The organism is Thalassolituus sp. UBA3500, assembly GCF_002377545.1.
Classification (GTDB): domain Bacteria; phylum Pseudomonadota; class Gammaproteobacteria; order Pseudomonadales; family Oceanobacteraceae; genus Thalassolituus.
Genome location: NZ_DFQB01000021.1, coordinates 97,821 through 114,998 on the forward strand (window position 1 = coordinate 97,821; position 17,178 = coordinate 114,998).

A 17,178-nucleotide genomic window follows, 5' to 3' on the forward strand; every position below is an offset into this window, starting at 1 on the left:
ATCAGACGGACAGGAGAAATAGACACCGATGGAAGGCTCGGTACTGGTAGTTAACTGTGGCAGCTCTTCACTCAAGCTCGCCCTTTACGAGAACGCTGAAGCAACAATCCCCACCACAGAGGCCACCGCCGAACGTCTGGGTACTGAGCAGGCCTCGCTGACGGTCTCCGGAGATCTGGAGTTTCAGACGTCCGGAATGATGGATCATAAAGCCGCACTGACTGCGTTTATCGACGCTGCCAGTACTCAATTAAAAGGGCTTTGCGGCATAGGGCACAGGGTGGTCCACGGCGGAGAATCCTTCATCGACAGCTGTGTTCTGAATCAGAGCACGATCTCAGACCTCAAAAAAGTATCGGGGCTGGCGCCATTGCATAACCCGATGAACCTGATGGGAATAGACCTGTGCGGAGAACTGCTCCCTGAGGTACCTAATGTTGCCGTCTTTGACACGGCGTTTCATCAGACTATCCCTGAGTCGACCTTTCTCTACGGCGTACCGTATCACTGGTATGAAGAGTACGGCGTCCGCCGTTACGGATTTCACGGCACCAGCTACCGTTTCGTTGTTGGCGAAACTGCACGCCGTTTACAGCAGTCACCTGAAGACCTCAACCTGATCATCGCGCATCTGGGCAATGGCTGCAGCGCCTGCGCCATCCGCCAGGGCAAATCCGTAGACACAACAATGGGCCTGACGCCTCTTGAAGGTCTGGTGATGGGAACCCGAAGCGGGGATATTGACCCTGGGCTGATTGAATTTATGAGTCAGACCACAGAAACGTCGCTTTCTGAACTGATGACCGTACTGAACCGTGAAAGTGGATTATTAGGACTTTCTGGGGGGCTTAGCAACGACATGCGGACTCTCCTTGACGCTGAGTCTGACGGCAATGAGGCCGCCCGGCGAGCCATTGATGCTTTCTGTTTCCGCACGGCCCGCCAGCTTGCGGCACTCAGCACCAACTTTACGCATACAGATGCCGTGGTATTTACCGGCGGTATCGGCGAACACTCTGGAGTAATTCGCCAACGCATTCTGGCGCACTGGAAGAATATTCCATACCGTCTCAACGCCGCGTTTAATGAAGCGAATGGCAACGAGAACGGACGCATCAGTGAACAGGGAACGCCTCTGGTAATGGTCGTTCCGACGGATGAAGAGCGCATGATTGCGCAAGACACATACAGGCTGACTTCTGATCATGATTAACATTTTTATCGCGCCAACTGACACAGAAAGCGGCCTGACAACCATCAGCCTTGGGCTGATTCAGGCACTGGATGCGCAAGGATTGAAAGTGGGTTTTGTTAAGCCCATTGCACCTGGCTCTTCTGCCAGTGAACGCTCGACGCAACTGATCCGTACTGTTCTGCACCTCGACACCCCCGAACCTATGGTTCTGGCAGATGTTCAGCAGTCGGTCAGCAACGGCATGCTGGATCGCACTCTGGAAGACGCGGTAGGCCTCCATGCACAAGTCGCGGAAGGCTGTGATGTGGTGATTATTGAAGGGTTAGTGCCTGACCGCAGCGAGCCCTACACGGCCAAACTCAATGTTGAAATTGCCAAAGCCATGGGCGCAGATGTTTTACTCGTCACCAGCGCTGAAGGAAAAAGCGCCAGCCAGATCCGCTCCGATCTGAAATTGCAAATCGGTCTTTTTGGCGGCAAAAAAGCCAGCATGATGGGCTGCATTATCAATAAAGCGGGAGCACCGGATATTCACGGCGCACTCCCCACTTCTGAAGAATCCCCCGCTGAAATGCCGCCTGCTGGCTGCAGTGCAAAAGAGTGTGAGCAGATCACCATTGATGACTGCCCGATCCTCGGTGTTATCCCATGGCAAGCGGACCTGCTGAGCCCCAGAGCGCTGGATATCGCACGAGCTCTCAAGGCCGACATCATCAGTGAAGGCAACATTGAACAACGTCGCGTCGCACGCATCACGCTGTGTGCCAGAACACTGACGAATATGATCGACCACCTGCGCCCCGGCACTCTGGTAGTGACCCCCGGCGACCGCGACGACATTATAGTGGCGAGCGCCATGGCAGCGACCAATGGCACGCCATTGGCTGGACTCCTGCTGACCTCGGGATACACCCCAACCGATGCTCTGCATAACCTCTGTGAACGCGCATGGCAAACCGGTCTGCCCGTTCTGAGCGTTGAGACCGACAGTTACTCGACGGCCCGGGCCCTGACTCACATGGATACCCATGTACCCGTAGATGACACCGAGCGCGTAAAACGCATCATGAACACCGTGTCTCAGCACCTGGATGTTGAGACATTATCTGAACGCATTGGTGCGCCACACACTCCGCGACTCAGCCCCGCCGCTTTCCGCCACCAACTGGTCTCACATGCCCGCGCTAACAAACGCCGGATCGTTCTTCCAGAGGGTGAAGAGCCCAGAACGATTGCTGCAGCAGCCATCTGCCAGAGCCGTGGTATTGCCGACTGTATCTTACTGGGCCACGAAGAAACCGTGCGCCAGGTCGCCCGCGCGCAAGAGGTCGAGCTTCCTGATGATCTGAGCATAGTGAATCCGGAGGATGTACGTGATCAATACGTCGCCGGCATGGTTGAGCGTCGTAAACATAAAAACCTGACGGAGCCCATGGCACTCGCTCAACTCGAGGATAACGTTGTCCTTGGCACCATGATGCTGGCTCAGGATGAAGTCGATGGTTTGGTGTCGGGAGCCATTCACACCACCGCCAATACCATCCGCCCTGCCTTGCAACTGATCAAAACTGCGCCCAACGCCAGGCTTGTTTCTTCGGTCTTTTTTATGGGCCTGCCAGATCAGGTACTGGTCTATGGAGACTGTGCGGTTAACCCCGATCCGGGTCCGGAAGAACTGGCAGACATCGCTATTCAAAGCGCAGAATCTGCCAAACAGATGAATATCCCTGTGCGTATCGCCATGCTGTCATATTCGACCGGTGAATCCGGTAGCGGTGCAGATGTAGAGAAAGTCCGCGAAGCAACGGCCATCGTGCGCGAGCGACGCCCTGATCTGGTAGTCGATGGGCCTTTGCAATATGATGCGGCCACCACCGCAAGCGTTGCTAAAAGTAAGGCACCGGACAGTCCGGTCGCCGGACAGGCAACGGTGCTGATATTCCCTGACCTGAATACAGGCAATACCACCTACAAAGCGGTGCAGCGAAGTGCCAACGTCATCAGCATCGGGCCGATGCTGCAGGGGCTCGCGAAACCGGTAAATGATCTGTCGCGCGGCGCACTGGTAGAAGACATCGTCTACACCATTGCCCTGACAGCGATTCAGTCCCAACATCAGAAATAAGGTATCTGACATGCCACCCATCGTAACCGGCATAATTGCAAGCCTGCTGCTTTTGATTAACACCCTCTTCTGGTCGTGTTTGTTGTTTCCACTGACCTTCCTGAAAGTGATTATTCCTGTCGCACCCGTGCGTAAGGTACTCACCTCTCTTCTGGCGGCGGTGGCCAACGCATGGATCAGCTGTAATTCTGGCTGGATGATTCTGACTCAGAAAATGAACTGGACGATAGAGCGTCCGGATAACCTGAGTCGCAACGGCTGGTACTTTGTTCTGAGCAATCACCAGAGCTGGGTCGATATCCTGGTGCTTCAACACACATTGAATGGCCGCATTCCGCTGTTGAAATTCTTCCTCAAGCAGGAACTGATTAAAGTGCCAATCATGGGCGCTGCCTGGTGGGCTCTCGATTTTCCGTTCATGAAGCGCTACAGCAAGGAGTATCTGGCCAAGCACCCAGAAATGAAGGGCAAAGACCTTGATACCACGCGTGCCGCTTGTGAAAAGTTTAAAGACATGCCAACCAGTGTGATGAACTTTCTGGAGGGCACACGCTTTACCCAGAAAAAGCATGATGAAACAGGCTCACCTTTTAAACACTTGTTGAAGCCTAAGGCTGGCGGAATGGCGTTTGCCATGAGCGCTATGGGCGATCAGTTCCAGTCGATTCTGGACGTGACGATCAACTATCCGGACGGAATTCCGACCTTCTGGGATTTTATGCAGGGGAAAATGCCACGCTGTAACGTCATTGTCGAAGAGAAGCCGATACCGGCTGAACTGATTAACGGCGACTACGAAACAGACGACAGCTATCGCCTGCATTTCCAACAATGGGTTCAGAAACTCTGGGAAGAAAAAGATGCTCGTTTGGAGGCTCTGCGCAACGGCCAATAACCCCTGACCGCCACCGCCAGTCAGTTTGGTGTAACTGACTGGCGTTTAACCTGATTCCGACCACTGTCTTTGGCCTGATACAAAGCCATATCAGCACGTTTCAGCAGCCCCTCGTAATTATCCCCTGCCCGCGGAATTTCCGCAGCGACGCCAATACTCACAGTAGCCACGCTGTAGGGCGATTTAGCATGAGGAATATTCAGGCCCGCTATGGCCTCACAAAGCTCCTGCGCCAATTCTACGGCTTGATTCAGTGTTGTCTCAGGTAAAACGATAACAAACTCTTCGCCACCATAACGTGCACACACATCTCCCGGACGTCGGCAAAACTCTGCCATCTTCTGCGCAATGCTGCGCAGGCAGGAATCACCCTGCTGGTGGCCGTACTGATCGTTGTAAGCCTTAAACAAATCCACATCGACCATCAACGCAGCCAGAGGCTCGTTGCTGCGTAAACAGCGCCTCCACTCCTCTGATAACTGAGTTTCTGCGTGGCGTCGATTGGCGATTCCTGTCAGAGAGTCCGTCGTTGACAACTGCTGCAAGCGCCTGCCGAGATATTGCAGGCGATCAGCCTCAAGTGCCAGTAATCTGTTTTTGATAAAGTCTGTGCGGGTGCCGGACTCGATCGTGTACGACAAATACGACGCCATAATGACCAGAATTGCCCAGAAGAGGATGTAATAAGGCGCCATGGCGATTGCCAGGCTGTTCACTTCAGTCAGCTCAGCAGGCCCTGGCAGAAGAACAATAAACGCCGTATATGTCAGCAGCATTGCCACTGAGCAGGTAAACATCGCCCGGTAGTTGCTCCGCAGTCCGAGTAACGCAAAGACCTGCATAGGAATCATCCCCAGATGATAAAAATAGCCCCAGGGCAGATCAACGATATAGATATTCCAGAGCACAGATAGAAAGCAGATGTAGACGCCAACGACCAACGCGTACAGCGAGTATGGCGCAAAACGGCTGCGCGGAATCCAGATAATAGCCAGCATCAGCAGCACGGCAATCAGCACACGGATACTGAACAGCATCACCGACTGAGCACCACCAAAGGAGAAATCAGCCCAACCGAAAATTACAAAGACCAGCAGACCAGACATGATGACCCGCAGATCCACGTTAAAGAACTGACGGAGACGGAACGATTGATAATTGGCCTCTAACTCCGCTGGAAAGCGCCCGCCTGCTTTTTTACGCTCGATCAGGCTGGTTAGCATATTGATCTGGCTTTCAAGGGGCCTTAAGGTATCGCTGTCTCGCTGAACGTTGGAACTGGGCAACTTCTCTCCCGGTTTGCTGTCGTTAATACATCACATATCGGCCTAAGTTTAGCCCAACCAGAAATATTGTCACTGAGGAAACTATGAAGGTCTACGACGACATTACCCAGTCAATTGGTAACACGCCACTCGTGCGCATCCGTAAACTGACCCAGCACCCGCGTGTGTACGCCAAACTCGAGAACCGCAACCCGGCCCATTCTGTGAAGTGTCGTATCGGCGCTAACATGGTTTGGCAGGCTGAACAGGATGGCCTGCTGAAGCCGGGTATGGAAATTGTTGAGCCTACCAGCGGCAACACAGGTATTGCACTGGCCTTTGTTGCAACAGCTCGTGGCTACAAAGTTACCCTGTGCATGCCTGAAACCATGAGTGTAGAGCGTCGCAAAGTCATGCAGGCTCTCGGCGCTAATCTGGTGTTAACGGAAGGCCCGAAGGGTATGAAAGGCGCCGTTCAGAAGGCCGAGGAGCTGCTCGCTGAGGCCCCGGATACTCGCATCATGCTGCAACAGTTTGAGAACCCGGCGAACCCGGCTATTCACGAAAAAACCACCGGCCCTGAGATCTGGAATGACACCGACGGTACTGTCGATGTTATCGTCGCAGGCGTCGGCACAGGCGGCACCATCAGTGGTTGCGCTCGCTACCTGAAAAGCCAGAAAAGCACTATTGAGGCGGTTGCCGTTGAGCCTGCAGATTCAGCCATTATTGCCCAAAAGATTGCTGGCGAAGAGCTGACTCCGGGCCCACATAAAATTCAGGGCATCGGCGCCAACTTTATTCCGGGAAACCTCGACATCTCACTGTTGGACCGTGTCGAGCCGGTCTCCAATGATGACTCCATGGCGATGGCACACCGGCTGATGTCAGAAGAAGGGATTCTTGCTGGTATTTCCTGTGGTGCTGCGATGATTGGCGCCCTGCGCCTGGCGGAAGACCCTGCTTACGCAGACAAAACCATCGTTGTCGTGCTTCCCGATTCCGGAGAACGGTATCTGACTTCCCCTCTGTTTGAAGGCTTCTTCAACCACTGAGATGACTGATTTCTTCGGTCAATCCATGCTGCTGGATGGCAGCATGGAATACTTCCCGCAATGGATGGATCGGCGCGAAAGCAATGCTCTCCTGGCCCGCCTGCAATCTGATATTGACTGGCAGCAGCCCAGCATCACTCTATATGGAAAAAGTCACCCCATTCCCAGACTGCAGGCCTGGATGGGAGATGAACCTCATACATACCGGTATTCAGGTACGGACTTTACCTCCGAGATCTGGCCTGATTATCTGGCGTCGTTAGCAGAACATGTCGGTGGTATTGCAGGGGTTGAATTCAACTCGGTGTTACTGAACCTATACCGCAACGGGCAAGACAGCATGGGCTGGCACAGTGACGATGAGCCCGAATTAGGGGCAGCCCCTGTCATTGCGTCATTGAGTCTGGGCGCGGAGCGGGACTTCACACTCAGACGCAGCGGCACCACCCGTCAGGCGCACAGCCTGCTCCTTCAGCACGGCAGCCTGCTGATCATGAAAGCGGGAATGCAGTCCCGTTGGCAACACGCTCTGCCACGACGCGCACGTGTCACAGAGCCACGCATCAACCTGACCTTCCGCAGAATTACTGCCGTCTGAACTCAGCCTGTAAACGCAGCATCAGTACTGGCGTTGGCTCCCAGTCGTTTTCACGCGTCCAGACATACTGAGGATGCAATTCAGCAAACATCCAGTCGTGATAAATACGGCGCCGCAGACGCACGCCAAACTCATAGGCATCGAACGTAGCTCCGAACTCGGTATCTCCCGTCGCCCGGGCCAGGACCGCGTACGCGTAAATCGGGTTAATTTCATGGTAAAGGCCCGCACCGTACATCAGAGTAAAGTAATCGTTATTAAGAAGGTATTCGCTTTCCATCTCGTAACGAAACAGCCTCTGCGTATCAATAGGGCGGTCAAAGGTCAGCTCAGTAACAGAGCCATAACCATCCGTGGTGTAATAATTCAGCTCCTGACGGAAGGTAAAATTCCAGTAGTCAAAATACACGGGACGCTTAGCGCGAAAACGTACGAACGGGTCGGGTGGAATCCCCCAGCGGATACCAGCATCGACTGAAGAACTCCAACGCTCGGTCTGCTGGATAATAAATCGCAGTGCCGAACTGTAAGTAACATTATCCGGACTCTCTAATACCTGCGATTCGCGAACGTCTTCATCTTCCGATTCCAATAGAAGATTTAATCGGTCGTTAGTGTGGGGCAGTTCAATATTCAGGCTGACACCAAATTTATAATCTACCGGATCGCCTAATTCCCGGCGGGTAAAGAACGAAAACTTTGCATGACTACCCTGCCCCTGAATGTCTGTAACATCATCATTAAAAAAGCGGTCAACAAAAAAACTATCGATACCACCGGACAGATTATCCAGATGATCAACCAGCCAGCGACGCGACCTTTCAGCCATATCATCGGTGACTTCGGTCTGAACATTTTCTGTCGCTTCAGACGCCTCTGGCCACACTGTACCGTATGGAATAAGAGACGGCTCATCGAAGTCGCTGGCCAGACAGTCTGACATATAAAAAACAAACAGCCATGCTATGAATAATCTGCCGCAAACCATCAGATAGGGTCGTGATGAATCAGGATTTCAGCCCGGGGAAAACGCTCAAGGATTCGCTGTTCAAGCACTTCACCCGTCGCATGTGCCTGTTTTAATGATTGCTCAGCAGCCAACTCGAGATGAAACTGAACGAATTGCACTACACCTGACTGACGCGTTTTAAGATCATGATAGCCGAGTACACCTTCGGTCGAATTGATGATATCAATCAAGGCAGCCTCATCATCGGCGTCGAGAGACTGATCCATTAACACGGCCAACGCCTCTTTCACGATGGTAATCACTCCGTATACCAATATTGCCGCTACCAGTAGTGCGATGACAGCGTCAAGCCATAATACGCCCCACATAGCGCCGACCAGAGCAACAATAACGGCGATATTCGTCAGAATATCACTGAAGTAATGCGCTGAATCTGCCTTTACTGCCAACGACCCTGTTTTACGCCAGACATAGCGCTGGTACATCACAAGACACACGGTAGCTAACGTAGAAAAAGCCATCACGCCGATACTTTCAGGCAGCGCTGTTAATTCCTGAGGCTTCAGCAGACGGTCAATAACATGAAGAAGCAACATGGTTGCAGAGCCAAGAATAAAGGCCGACTGCATTAAGGCAGCAAGACCTTCGGCTTTACTATGACCAAACGGGTGTTCGTCATCCGGGGGCATTAATGCGTAGCGAATAGCGAAAAAATTAATCAGTGACGCGGCGATATCCATCAGGCTATCGAGTAATGACGAAAGAACACTCGCGGAATCACTGGCAGACCAGGCAGCGGCCTTAGACAGAAGCAGAGCCGTCGCAGTCACCAGAGAGGCTGCTGCCGCCCGCTTTATTAAAATTCCATGGTCTTTTGCTGTCATTAAATGGTCCCCTGCCAGATTTAGCGCGTGTGCATTATGCCAGATCCATTGAATTTCTGATGCTCCTGAGGCGATTATCCCACTGAAACCCTGTGACCTGGTTCAACTTAGCACTAAGAAAACCTTGATTTCGATATCAAATCGACTAAAGATGGCATTTTTGCATAACAATAATACAGCCATGCTCATAAAAAGTGCCCTCATTGTTGATGACTCCAAATCTGCGCGCCTGGTATTGCAGCGTCTTCTTGCGCGTATTCAGGTCAACGTCGACACCGTCGAGAGTGCCGAAGCAGCATTGGCTTTTCTCGAACATCGTCAGCCCGACATAATATTTATGGATCATATGATGCCGGGCATGGATGGTCTTGAAGCGACCCAGATGATTCGTGCAAATCCGAAAACCTCAGCCATTCCGACGATTATGTACACGTCAAAAGATGGTGAAGACTATTTCCGGATCGCTCTGCAAAAAGGCGCTAACGGTGTTCTATGCAAGCCTGCCGACCAGGAGGCCGTGATGGCGGTTATCCGCTCTCTCGATAAACCCGCTGCAAATGACGCCAGTAAGGATGTGACTACTTTGCCCACCGCTGCAATTCCTCTCGTTGAAATTGATCGCCTGGTGCAAAAGCATCTCAGGAGTGCCCTCACTGAGGCCAAAGGAGAAATTACTGCAGGTATCGATACAACAGCCTCTCAACTTCAGCAGCACCAACGTCATCAGCTCGAAGTGATGCGGCGTCAACTTCAGCAACAAGTGGGCGAAGTGCAGAAAGAGCTGGATGCCGAATTTGAATCCGAACGGCTGTTCAACCGCACGAAAACTGCGAATCAGAAGCTGGCAGCCGCCGTTGCCGACCGCATGGTTAAACGCGCCACAGACGAAGTAACCAGCAAGCTTCAGGTGCAGAAGATGGCGTTTGATTCTGCACTCGAAGATCATCGGCGTGCTACCGCCAGAATGGTCAGGTCTACTGCCCTACGAGCCGCTATTGCAGGGGCCTCTATCGGTGTTCTTGCCGCCGTGCTGGCCGCATCGGTGATACGCTGATTCACGCCTTCGCGCTGAACTGACTTTCCTTCCCGTTGTCATCAATTTAGACTGACTGTGAGCTTACTCTGATCCAGTAAGCATTATGACAACAACAGGGATATAAATATGCTGATCCGTCTGCTACTTATCGTCACACCGTTTTTACTCGCTTCCTGTGCCGCCCCGGCACCGCTCGCTGTCGCGGGTGCCGGAGCGTATGAAGTCGCCAAATATGAAGAAAACATCCGTCTGCGTGCCGCCGCAGCTCTGAAAGAAGAACCAGATCTGCTTACCTTTTCTATTCAGGCAATCGCACGCGGTCAAACAGAAAAAGCTGTTGATACCTATATGATGGGTTACAACAATCCGGAATACAGCGATAACATGAAATCTCTGGCGCTGTACCAGATTGGCCTGATGTACATGAACAGCTTCAACGATCAGCGCGATGATGCTAAAGCCCGGGAATTCTTTACCAAGCACCGCCAGGAGTTTCCATCCTCCCGCATTTCAAGCCGCATCCAGTCTCACCTGGCACAACTGAACAAGCGCGCAGAAAATCCAGTTTTTGTACCGGCAAAAGAGCTCCTGAATAATCTGAATCGCGAAGAGCTACTGGCAAGACCCAATATCCCTTACGACGATGAGCTTAACCCGATGAGTGAGCGTGCGATTACTGAAAATCGCATCGACGAGGCCGTGACCGTATACACCATCGTTTACGAAAATGAAGCGTCGGGCAAAGAGATTCGTGCCAAGGCTCTGTACCAGATGGGTTTGATTTATATGAGCCCGTATAACTCTCAGAGCAGCCGACTTAAGGCACTGGAATACTTCCGTGTTATTACCGATGAATTCCCGGACGTAAGCATTCGACCAAACGTTGACCTGCGCATTACTGAACTGCTGAATGCTCAGTAATACGTGAGAAACAGCTCTCAGATCACCCGGCAAACATATCGCCGGGTGATTACTCCTGAATCAGACCCGAACGGCTGATGAGTGATGCCGCATAGGTTTTTAATAATCGTATCCTGACGGCAACCGGCTCTTCCGAGCATCTTGCCTTCAATGCTTCCACCGGCAGAACCCTATCTTCAGGACACTGCCAATTCAGATTCTGATAAAGCTGATAGTCATCCTGCAAAATCCGTAGAGCCGCATAATTCACCGGAAATAACGTCTTCATCTGATCAATCGCGCTATCGGTTGCTGTCGCCATCCGGGTGGCGTCCTGCATCTCATCCATGGTCAGTGGCATGCCAAAACAAATCCGGATTTTTCCTTTCTGCCCTTTCATTCCAAGCAGAATGCTGTGGGTGTCTTCACCCTCGGCCTTCTCGTAATAGCCCTTTTCCTCCAGAGCTACCAGCTCCCGCGCTTTCAGCACATCACAGGGGTCCCACTCATACTGAACCAGCACAGGGACCGGTCGCAGCCGCTCCATGACCTCCGGAAAGCTGAGTCGATCATCCCTACCACTGAGGGACAGCATCTTCAGCACAGCGGTATCGGTGTGATCAAGGTTATCTTTCGCTCGACCTTCTCTTTGTGCCAGCCACACCGAGTGCCCCTCCTCAAGAGAGTGACGAATGTACCCTGACAGTTTCTGGAATTCTTTTAAACGGGTTCGGCGATCCGTAATTGAGCGCTTAACGATAAAGCTTTTATTTAACCTCATCAGGTCTGCAAGCACTGGATTGGACAGTAAGTTATCCCCGATCGCGATCCTTGCCGTTGGCCAGCCTGAAGCCACCAGGGCGTATCCGACTAGTGTGGGGTCCATGGCAATGTCGCGGTGATTGGAAAGCCAGAGGTACGAGCGTGCCTGCTCAAGATGTTCTAAACCGTGAATCTCTACATCCGAAGTGGTGGACTCAATTAACGCAGTAATCCAGTCTTTCAGCCAACCCTGAAAAGCGTCCACGGTTGTCATTGGAGCAAAGTGACGGCGAAGCTGCCACCCGACCATATTGGTCAATAGTCGCTGGGACCATTGTGGGTAACGTTTAAAACGATAAGAGACTAACGCCCGGTGCAACTCAAACGATTGTCCGAGTCTCTCCAGAACCTGCCTGACTTCTTCGTCATTGTATGGCCGTATGTCATGATAACGGTCCTCTTCAATGTCACTCATGATGCCCCGAATCCCGACCTGTTTCTCTCTGTGGTAACATCGCTACCTTATACGACAGAGCCACGGCAGAAAACTGCGGAGTAGAATGTATGATCGGTGAATGGAACCCTTCAGCGACAACAACAGAGACAGAGACCTTACCGACGAACGACGAGTTGCGGCAACTCGCAGCTGCAAGCGGCACCCCCGCCGACGTCTCTGAACCTTTGCGAACACGCGCGGCAAACTGGATTCGCAACGACCAGAGTGAATGGGAACAGGCTATCTCGGAACTGGAAGACGCTGAGCTTATTAACGTCGCCTATTTCTACATCCGCGCCGAGCAGACACTGAGCGGATTTGAATCAGGTGCAAATAATCCGGCAATCCGTATTTTCAGATACCTGAAATCACAGGGCCGTAAACCCGATAAAGACATCGTGCGTAAAATGAAAGCAGAGACGGATAATCGCTTTATACCGCACGGCGATGCTCTGACCTGAAACTGTCAACCAGTTGCTTCAGGCGTTGCGGATGTACCGGTTTGAGCAGGTAATCAATCGCCCCCGCCTGGAGAAACTCGAGCTTCTGCTCTTCCAGGGCGTCTCCCGACAGAGCAACAACCGGTAGCGCCTCATAACCTGACAGCCCGTGAATACGGCGCATGGTTTCTATGCCATCCATGCCCGGCATGTGCCGGTCCATAATGACCAGCTCTGTTCCAGAGTTGTTGGTCAGATACTCGAGTGCTTCAGCACCACTGCTGCGCACCACCACCTGACATTGCTGCCGCTTGAGCAATTGCTCCAATACTTTCTGATTCACCGGATTGTCTTCCACCAGAAGTACCTGCAACAGATACATAGATGACCGGGCCACTGGCTCAGATCTTACATTGGCCGGGCTAAGAACCTGATCGCGTAAAGGATCTGACTCAATTACACGCCCCAGCAATGAACTGAGATGGCGATGAGCGACCGGCCATGCCCAGGCCCCATGAACAAGATCCGCGGGCGGCTGCCAATCTTCGGAAAAGCTTTCATCGCAACTCACACATAGCTTCACGTCACCCAAGGCATCATATTGGAGGCGCATATCGGGTGCGGCAAAGAAGCGGCGGGACAGCACCAGCACATCGGGTTTATCAACCAGCAGAGCCGATATGCAGTCTCTGAGTCGATCAAATCCGAGCACATTCATGCCCATACGCCCCGCAACTCCCATGACGAAAGAGCGGTTTACCGCAAAAGAGTCAGCCACCCAGAGTGTCCTGCCACGATACTCCTGTTCAGTAGCCACAGTCGCGCCCACGAGAGTCGCGGTTAACGGAATATTCATCCAGAAACAGGAACCAATCCCCGGCGTGCTAGCCACGCCAATATTTCCGCCCATCGCTTCGACAAGGCGCTTACATATGTTCAGCCCAAGACCCGTCCCTCCAAGAGCGCGGGAACGCTCATCGTGCGCAGCACTGTACTCATCAAAGAGAAACGGTGCCAACGATGGTTCAATACCGCGGCCCGTGTCTTCCACCGAGAAGCGTATATTGTCGCCATCTTTGTCAGATTTCACGAGACGCAGAATGACATGGCCCTTGTCTGTGAACTTGAGGGCGTTATTGAGCAAATTGATCAGAATCTGACTCACCCTGAGCGGATCACCCATGACATGCCCCGGCACATCATCGTCGCAAAACAACTGCAGCGCGATCCGCTTCTCAGAGGCCTTACCCTGCACGATCCCCAGCACCCGTTGCGCCAGCGCCGGCAGATCAAACTCTTCCCGGACAAGCTGAAGATGACCACTCTCGATTCTGGAAACATCCAGTGCATCATTGACGATAGCAAGTAGGTGATCTGCACCTTGCTGCAGGTTATGTAAATAATTTTTCTGATGTGTGCTCAGCGGGGTTCCCCCCAGCAGACTGAGGGCACCCAGCATGGCATTCAGCGGCGTGCGGATCTCATGACTCATGCTGGCCAGAAAGCGACGCTTGGCCTGATAACCCGACTCGGCAACCGCTTTCTCAGCCTTCAATTTTTCTTCAACTTCTTTAAGTTCAGATATGTCGCTACTGATGATCAGTAAAGATATAACCCGTCCATCCCGTACAATCGGCACAAGCTCGTTACGCAGGTGTACCGTAGTATCGTCAGCATCAACGCTAAGGCAGTAAGAAACGGGTTGACGGGAAACGACAGCATCTTTCAATCTTTGACTGAAGGTGCTCAGAGCAGTCCCCGAAAGAAAGTTCTGAACCTGCTCACCTTTAATCAGGCGGTCTGCACCCGGGGTATGGATGCCCGTGCCGGCACTCATAATGGTACCGTCAGGGCGGATCTCGGCGACAACGCCGGGAAAGTGCTTCCAGAGGATATCAGCGCGGTCTTTCTCGCGCTGGAGATCTATCAGTGACAGGCGCTGCTGAGACATTCTGGTCAGGAGCACCATAACAGTGGCCAGAAGCGCAATAATAACCACATACGTCCAGTACATTGACGTCACGCTCCCGGATAGTACAGTCAGGACTGGGCTGAACGCCCGACTACATCACGCGGCCTGATTACTGGTCAGCTGCAGTATGAACTGCTGCTGATCCTGCGGCCAACGCAGATGTAGCCATCCATCTTTCAGCCCCTGAACCCCGTCACCCGAGCCACATATTGAGATACAGAGCATCTCTTTGTGGTCACCGTCGCGCACCACACGTCTCACCGACTCTTCAAACTCCGGTCGGGTGATCGCGATAGCTGCCGGCTGGTTCTGACTGATCAGAAAGCCAAAGTGGACGGGGTCCTGTGTTACCAGGAGGTCCCAGCCAGCTCGTCGGACGCAGGAAGCGATCTCTGTCGAGACCTCATCCACATCCGCCAGCAGTACGAGTTTATGTCCGCCACTGTCGAGCTCTTCCGGTACCGGCATATTGTTATTGTTGAGGAAATCAACAAAGCTCTCTACCGGAATTCGGTTATCGCCACGACCTGGCAGTTTGTATGCATCCAGGTGGCCGCGTTCGATCCAACGGATCACTGTACGGAAGTTAACTCCGCAGTATTTGGCGACTTCACCTGTTGTCAGCGCTTGTTTTTCCCTCACAGCAATCTCTCGATAGGTAACTACACTCAATCCAGTATAGATAGCCTTCTGCGTTTGCAAGGATAAATTAACAGGAATTTACAGAGTTCTTATTCCGGGCCAAAAAGTGGCGGACTACACTTCTACAAAAGGAGAAGCAGCAACTATGCAGATCAATGTACTTTTAGTAGACGATGAGCCCAGCATCATTCAGGCTCTACGCCGTATGCTCAGGTCGCAGGACTGGAACCTGTTTGAGGCAAACGATGGCGAAGAAGCACTCGACGTACTTCGTCGTGAGCATATTCATGTCATGGTCACAGACTTTAAGATGCCACGCCGTGATGGTATTTCCCTATGCCACGAAGCCAGAAAGGTATCCCCATACACCTACCGCTTACTGTTATCTGGTCAGGTCGATTACTCCGCCTTACGTGAAGCCTGGCATGCAGGGGATGTCCACCGTTTTGTAGCTAAGCCGTGGGACAACACCCTGTTGACCATCGATATTGAAGAAGGTGTTCGCCAGCAAAGCCTGCTTGGGTATGTCCACCAGTTTCAACAAGCCCTGACAGCGGATTCAGCAGCTTTTCTGACGGACAGTAATTGGATCATCCGGCTCGCGAGCCCGGAACTATGTAAAGCACTGGCCATCAGAGAAGAGGACCTTCAGGGGCTGAATCTGTTCTCACCAGCCTGCTCCGCAGCTGGGGTTACTCTGGAGGCAGAGGTAACCCGCCAGATCGAAGCTGGAGCTACCTGGCTTGGTCACTTTACCCTCCTGGACAACGAACGTCAGCAACTGCCCTCATCTATGGCCATCAGCCCCCTGGGAGCGCAGTATCGCCTATGCGTCTGCGACCTGAGCTCATCCGTTTTCAACACGCCAGCGGCAGAAAATACGAATGTCGATCACTTGGCGGAATCAGCCTCAGAATCACTTCCAGCCGCCGCCCTTCATATTCAGTTCGAGCATGAACTGGTTGGCGATCTCAGTGCTTCGGCGCGCTTGTTCTCTGATCTGAAAAGCATTTGTCGTCAAGGGCAGGACCTCTATCACATGCCTCAGCCCAATGAATTTCTGATCGCAGCCCGGGATGCATCTTCAGTGTCGGAACTTCAGGATTTCGCCGCGGCAATGGAAACCGATGGGCGGCTTCCAGCAGCCAGCATGACACGACACGAAGCCCCCTCTGATTCCGACTACGAGTCCTGGCTGCGAGAAAAACTTGGCTTGAATACCCGCCAGGCAAGCTCTACGGTCGAAGAGCAGACAGTGCTTCCTGTATTTGGTCTGCACGGTGAAATTCTGGGTGTAGAAAGTCAGCAGCTGGGTAACTATAAAGAGGCTGACTGGCAGTCCTGGCTGACCACAGTCGTGACAACCTGGCAATCTCACTTCAGTGGCCCGGTAAGGGTTATTCTCGACAGCCACAACGCATCGGCTGAATCAGTTCGTGAGTTTCTGCCAGCGTTAGAACAGGCACGTACGCTTCACCCAATCGAAGTGTCAATGATCCTCAGTGAAGAGCAGCTGCTGAGTGAACAGGAAGAAGATATTCTGCTTCATGGTGAACTGGTCCATCACGATATTACGCGGATGATCCGTCATTTTGGCCGTAGTTTCCTGAACGCCCGACAGATTCTCAGCCTGCCTATTGGCGGTATCACCCTTGCACCCGAATTCCTGACCCGGATGCAGGAACCCAAAAATGCAGTTCAGGGAGGACGACTCCTACAGAAACTGCATGACGAAGGAATGGTGATTTATGCAGGACACATCCAGCACTCTGAACTGCTGGCAACCTCCCATAAAGCACGTATCGACTGGTTAAGCGGCAATGTATTGAGCCCTGAAGTCAGCATCAGCGAGCTGCACTGGTTCAGCCCAGACGCCACCCTGGGCTGAAGATCGTCAAGGAGTTTCAGTCAGGCTTATGGCGGTGCGCCGGGTCGTGTATCAT

15 protein-coding genes are annotated in these 17,178 nt (G+C 52.6%); 9 read left to right on the forward strand and 6 right to left on the reverse strand.

The window, feature by feature from the left end:
- Window positions 1-28 precede the first annotated feature (28 nt).
- Genes B2R29_RS04855 through B2R29_RS04865 form a run of 3 tightly spaced genes read left to right on the forward strand, consistent with a single transcriptional unit; the run spans window position 29 to window position 4,215 of the window.
- Window positions 29-1,213: an acetate/propionate family kinase gene (locus B2R29_RS04855; protein ID WP_301180031.1), complete on the forward strand. Its 1,185-nt coding sequence runs from the start codon at window positions 29-31 to the stop codon at window positions 1,211-1,213.
- The gene (gene pta, locus B2R29_RS04860) at window positions 1,206-3,320 is read left to right on the forward strand and encodes a phosphate acetyltransferase (RefSeq protein WP_301180032.1); all 2,115 of its coding nucleotides are present in this window, start codon (window positions 1,206-1,208) and stop codon (window positions 3,318-3,320) included. Before B2R29_RS04855 ends, pta begins: the two co-directional genes overlap by 8 nt.
- Before the next feature lie 10 nt (window positions 3,321-3,330).
- Window positions 3,331-4,215 (forward strand): acyltransferase, encoded by an 885-nt coding sequence (locus tag B2R29_RS04865; RefSeq protein WP_301180033.1) that lies wholly within the window; start codon window positions 3,331-3,333, stop codon window positions 4,213-4,215.
- Between the two features lie 20 nt (window positions 4,216-4,235).
- Here the strand turns inward: B2R29_RS04865 and B2R29_RS04870 are convergent, their stop codons facing one another.
- Window positions 4,236-5,501, reverse strand: a complete 1,266-nt coding sequence (locus tag B2R29_RS04870) for a GGDEF domain-containing protein (RefSeq protein WP_301180034.1) — start codon at window positions 5,499-5,501, stop codon at window positions 4,236-4,238.
- A gap of 83 nt (window positions 5,502-5,584) precedes the next feature.
- Here B2R29_RS04870 and cysK point away from each other — a divergent pair, with 83 nt between their 5' ends.
- The gene (gene cysK, locus B2R29_RS04875; protein ID WP_301180035.1) at window positions 5,585-6,535 is read left to right on the forward strand and encodes a cysteine synthase A; all 951 of its coding nucleotides are present in this window, start codon (window positions 5,585-5,587) and stop codon (window positions 6,533-6,535) included.
- Between the two features lies 1 nt (window position 6,536).
- Window positions 6,537-7,133 (forward strand): alpha-ketoglutarate-dependent dioxygenase AlkB family protein, encoded by a 597-nt coding sequence (locus B2R29_RS04880; protein WP_301180036.1) that lies wholly within the window; start codon window positions 6,537-6,539, stop codon window positions 7,131-7,133.
- Here the strand turns inward: B2R29_RS04880 and B2R29_RS04885 are convergent.
- Window positions 7,120-8,076: a hypothetical protein gene (locus B2R29_RS04885; protein WP_301180037.1), complete on the reverse strand. Its 957-nt coding sequence runs from the start codon at window positions 8,074-8,076 to the stop codon at window positions 7,120-7,122. The two genes, B2R29_RS04880 and B2R29_RS04885, sit on opposite strands and share 14 nt — an antisense overlap.
- Window positions 8,077-8,120: 44 nt before the next feature.
- Window positions 8,121-8,987, reverse strand: a complete 867-nt coding sequence (locus B2R29_RS04890; protein ID WP_301180038.1) for a cation diffusion facilitator family transporter — start codon at window positions 8,985-8,987, stop codon at window positions 8,121-8,123.
- Window positions 8,988-9,147: 160 nt separating this feature from the next.
- Between B2R29_RS04890 and B2R29_RS04895 the strand changes: the two genes are divergently transcribed.
- Window positions 9,148-10,041 (forward strand): response regulator, encoded by an 894-nt coding sequence (locus B2R29_RS04895; RefSeq protein ID WP_301180039.1) that lies wholly within the window; start codon window positions 9,148-9,150, stop codon window positions 10,039-10,041.
- A gap of 108 nt (window positions 10,042-10,149) precedes the next feature.
- Window positions 10,150-10,944: a hypothetical protein gene (locus B2R29_RS04900; protein ID WP_301180040.1), complete on the forward strand. Its 795-nt coding sequence runs from the start codon at window positions 10,150-10,152 to the stop codon at window positions 10,942-10,944.
- Between the two features lie 49 nt (window positions 10,945-10,993).
- Here the strand turns inward: B2R29_RS04900 and B2R29_RS04905 are convergent, their stop codons facing one another.
- The gene (locus tag B2R29_RS04905) at window positions 10,994-12,160 is read right to left on the reverse strand and encodes a 1-acyl-sn-glycerol-3-phosphate acyltransferase (protein WP_301180041.1); all 1,167 of its coding nucleotides are present in this window, start codon (window positions 12,158-12,160) and stop codon (window positions 10,994-10,996) included.
- A gap of 89 nt (window positions 12,161-12,249) precedes the next feature.
- On the opposite strand from B2R29_RS04905, the gene B2R29_RS04910 reads away from it, so the two are divergent.
- The gene (locus tag B2R29_RS04910; RefSeq protein WP_301180042.1) at window positions 12,250-12,642 is read left to right on the forward strand and encodes a hypothetical protein; all 393 of its coding nucleotides are present in this window, start codon (window positions 12,250-12,252) and stop codon (window positions 12,640-12,642) included.
- On the opposite strand, the gene B2R29_RS04915 is transcribed toward B2R29_RS04910, so the two are convergent.
- Together B2R29_RS04915 and B2R29_RS04920 are read right to left on the reverse strand one after the other, a co-directional pair.
- Window positions 12,614-14,635, reverse strand: a complete 2,022-nt coding sequence (locus B2R29_RS04915; RefSeq protein WP_301180043.1) for an ATP-binding protein — start codon at window positions 14,633-14,635, stop codon at window positions 12,614-12,616. The two genes, B2R29_RS04910 and B2R29_RS04915, sit on opposite strands and share 29 nt — an antisense overlap.
- A gap of 54 nt (window positions 14,636-14,689) precedes the next feature.
- Window positions 14,690-15,235 (reverse strand): helix-turn-helix domain-containing protein, encoded by a 546-nt coding sequence (locus tag B2R29_RS04920; RefSeq protein ID WP_301180044.1) that lies wholly within the window; start codon window positions 15,233-15,235, stop codon window positions 14,690-14,692.
- A gap of 145 nt (window positions 15,236-15,380) precedes the next feature.
- Here B2R29_RS04920 and B2R29_RS04925 point away from each other — a divergent pair, with 145 nt between their 5' ends.
- Window positions 15,381-17,123, forward strand: a complete 1,743-nt coding sequence (locus B2R29_RS04925; RefSeq protein WP_301180045.1) for a response regulator — start codon at window positions 15,381-15,383, stop codon at window positions 17,121-17,123.
- Window positions 17,124-17,178: the final 55 nt, after the last annotated feature.

What these genes read in the sequence shown, in the direction of transcription:
- cysK (WP_301180035.1), top strand. Translation starts at nt 5,585, where the DNA reads ATGAAGGTCTACGACGACATTACCCAGTCAATTGGTAACACGCCACTC.
- B2R29_RS04915 (WP_301180043.1), bottom strand. Translation starts at nt 14,635, where the DNA reads ATGTACTGGACGTATGTGGTTATTATTGCGCTTCTGGCCACTGTTATG.
- B2R29_RS04890 (WP_301180038.1), bottom strand. Translation starts at nt 8,987, where the DNA reads ATGACAGCAAAAGACCATGGAATTTTAATAAAGCGGGCGGCAGCAGCC.
- B2R29_RS04880 (WP_301180036.1), top strand. Translation starts at nt 6,537, where the DNA reads ATGACTGATTTCTTCGGTCAATCCATGCTGCTGGATGGCAGCATGGAA.
- B2R29_RS04855 (WP_301180031.1), top strand. Translation starts at nt 29, where the DNA reads ATGGAAGGCTCGGTACTGGTAGTTAACTGTGGCAGCTCTTCACTCAAG.
- B2R29_RS04910 (WP_301180042.1), top strand. Translation starts at nt 12,250, where the DNA reads ATGATCGGTGAATGGAACCCTTCAGCGACAACAACAGAGACAGAGACC.
- pta (WP_301180032.1), top strand. Translation starts at nt 1,206, where the DNA reads ATGATTAACATTTTTATCGCGCCAACTGACACAGAAAGCGGCCTGACA.
- B2R29_RS04900 (WP_301180040.1), top strand. Translation starts at nt 10,150, where the DNA reads ATGCTGATCCGTCTGCTACTTATCGTCACACCGTTTTTACTCGCTTCC.
- B2R29_RS04905 (WP_301180041.1), bottom strand. Translation starts at nt 12,160, where the DNA reads ATGAGTGACATTGAAGAGGACCGTTATCATGACATACGGCCATACAAT.
- B2R29_RS04885 (WP_301180037.1), bottom strand. Translation starts at nt 8,076, where the DNA reads ATGTCAGACTGTCTGGCCAGCGACTTCGATGAGCCGTCTCTTATTCCA.
- B2R29_RS04865 (WP_301180033.1), top strand. Translation starts at nt 3,331, where the DNA reads ATGCCACCCATCGTAACCGGCATAATTGCAAGCCTGCTGCTTTTGATT.
- B2R29_RS04925 (WP_301180045.1), top strand. Translation starts at nt 15,381, where the DNA reads ATGCAGATCAATGTACTTTTAGTAGACGATGAGCCCAGCATCATTCAG.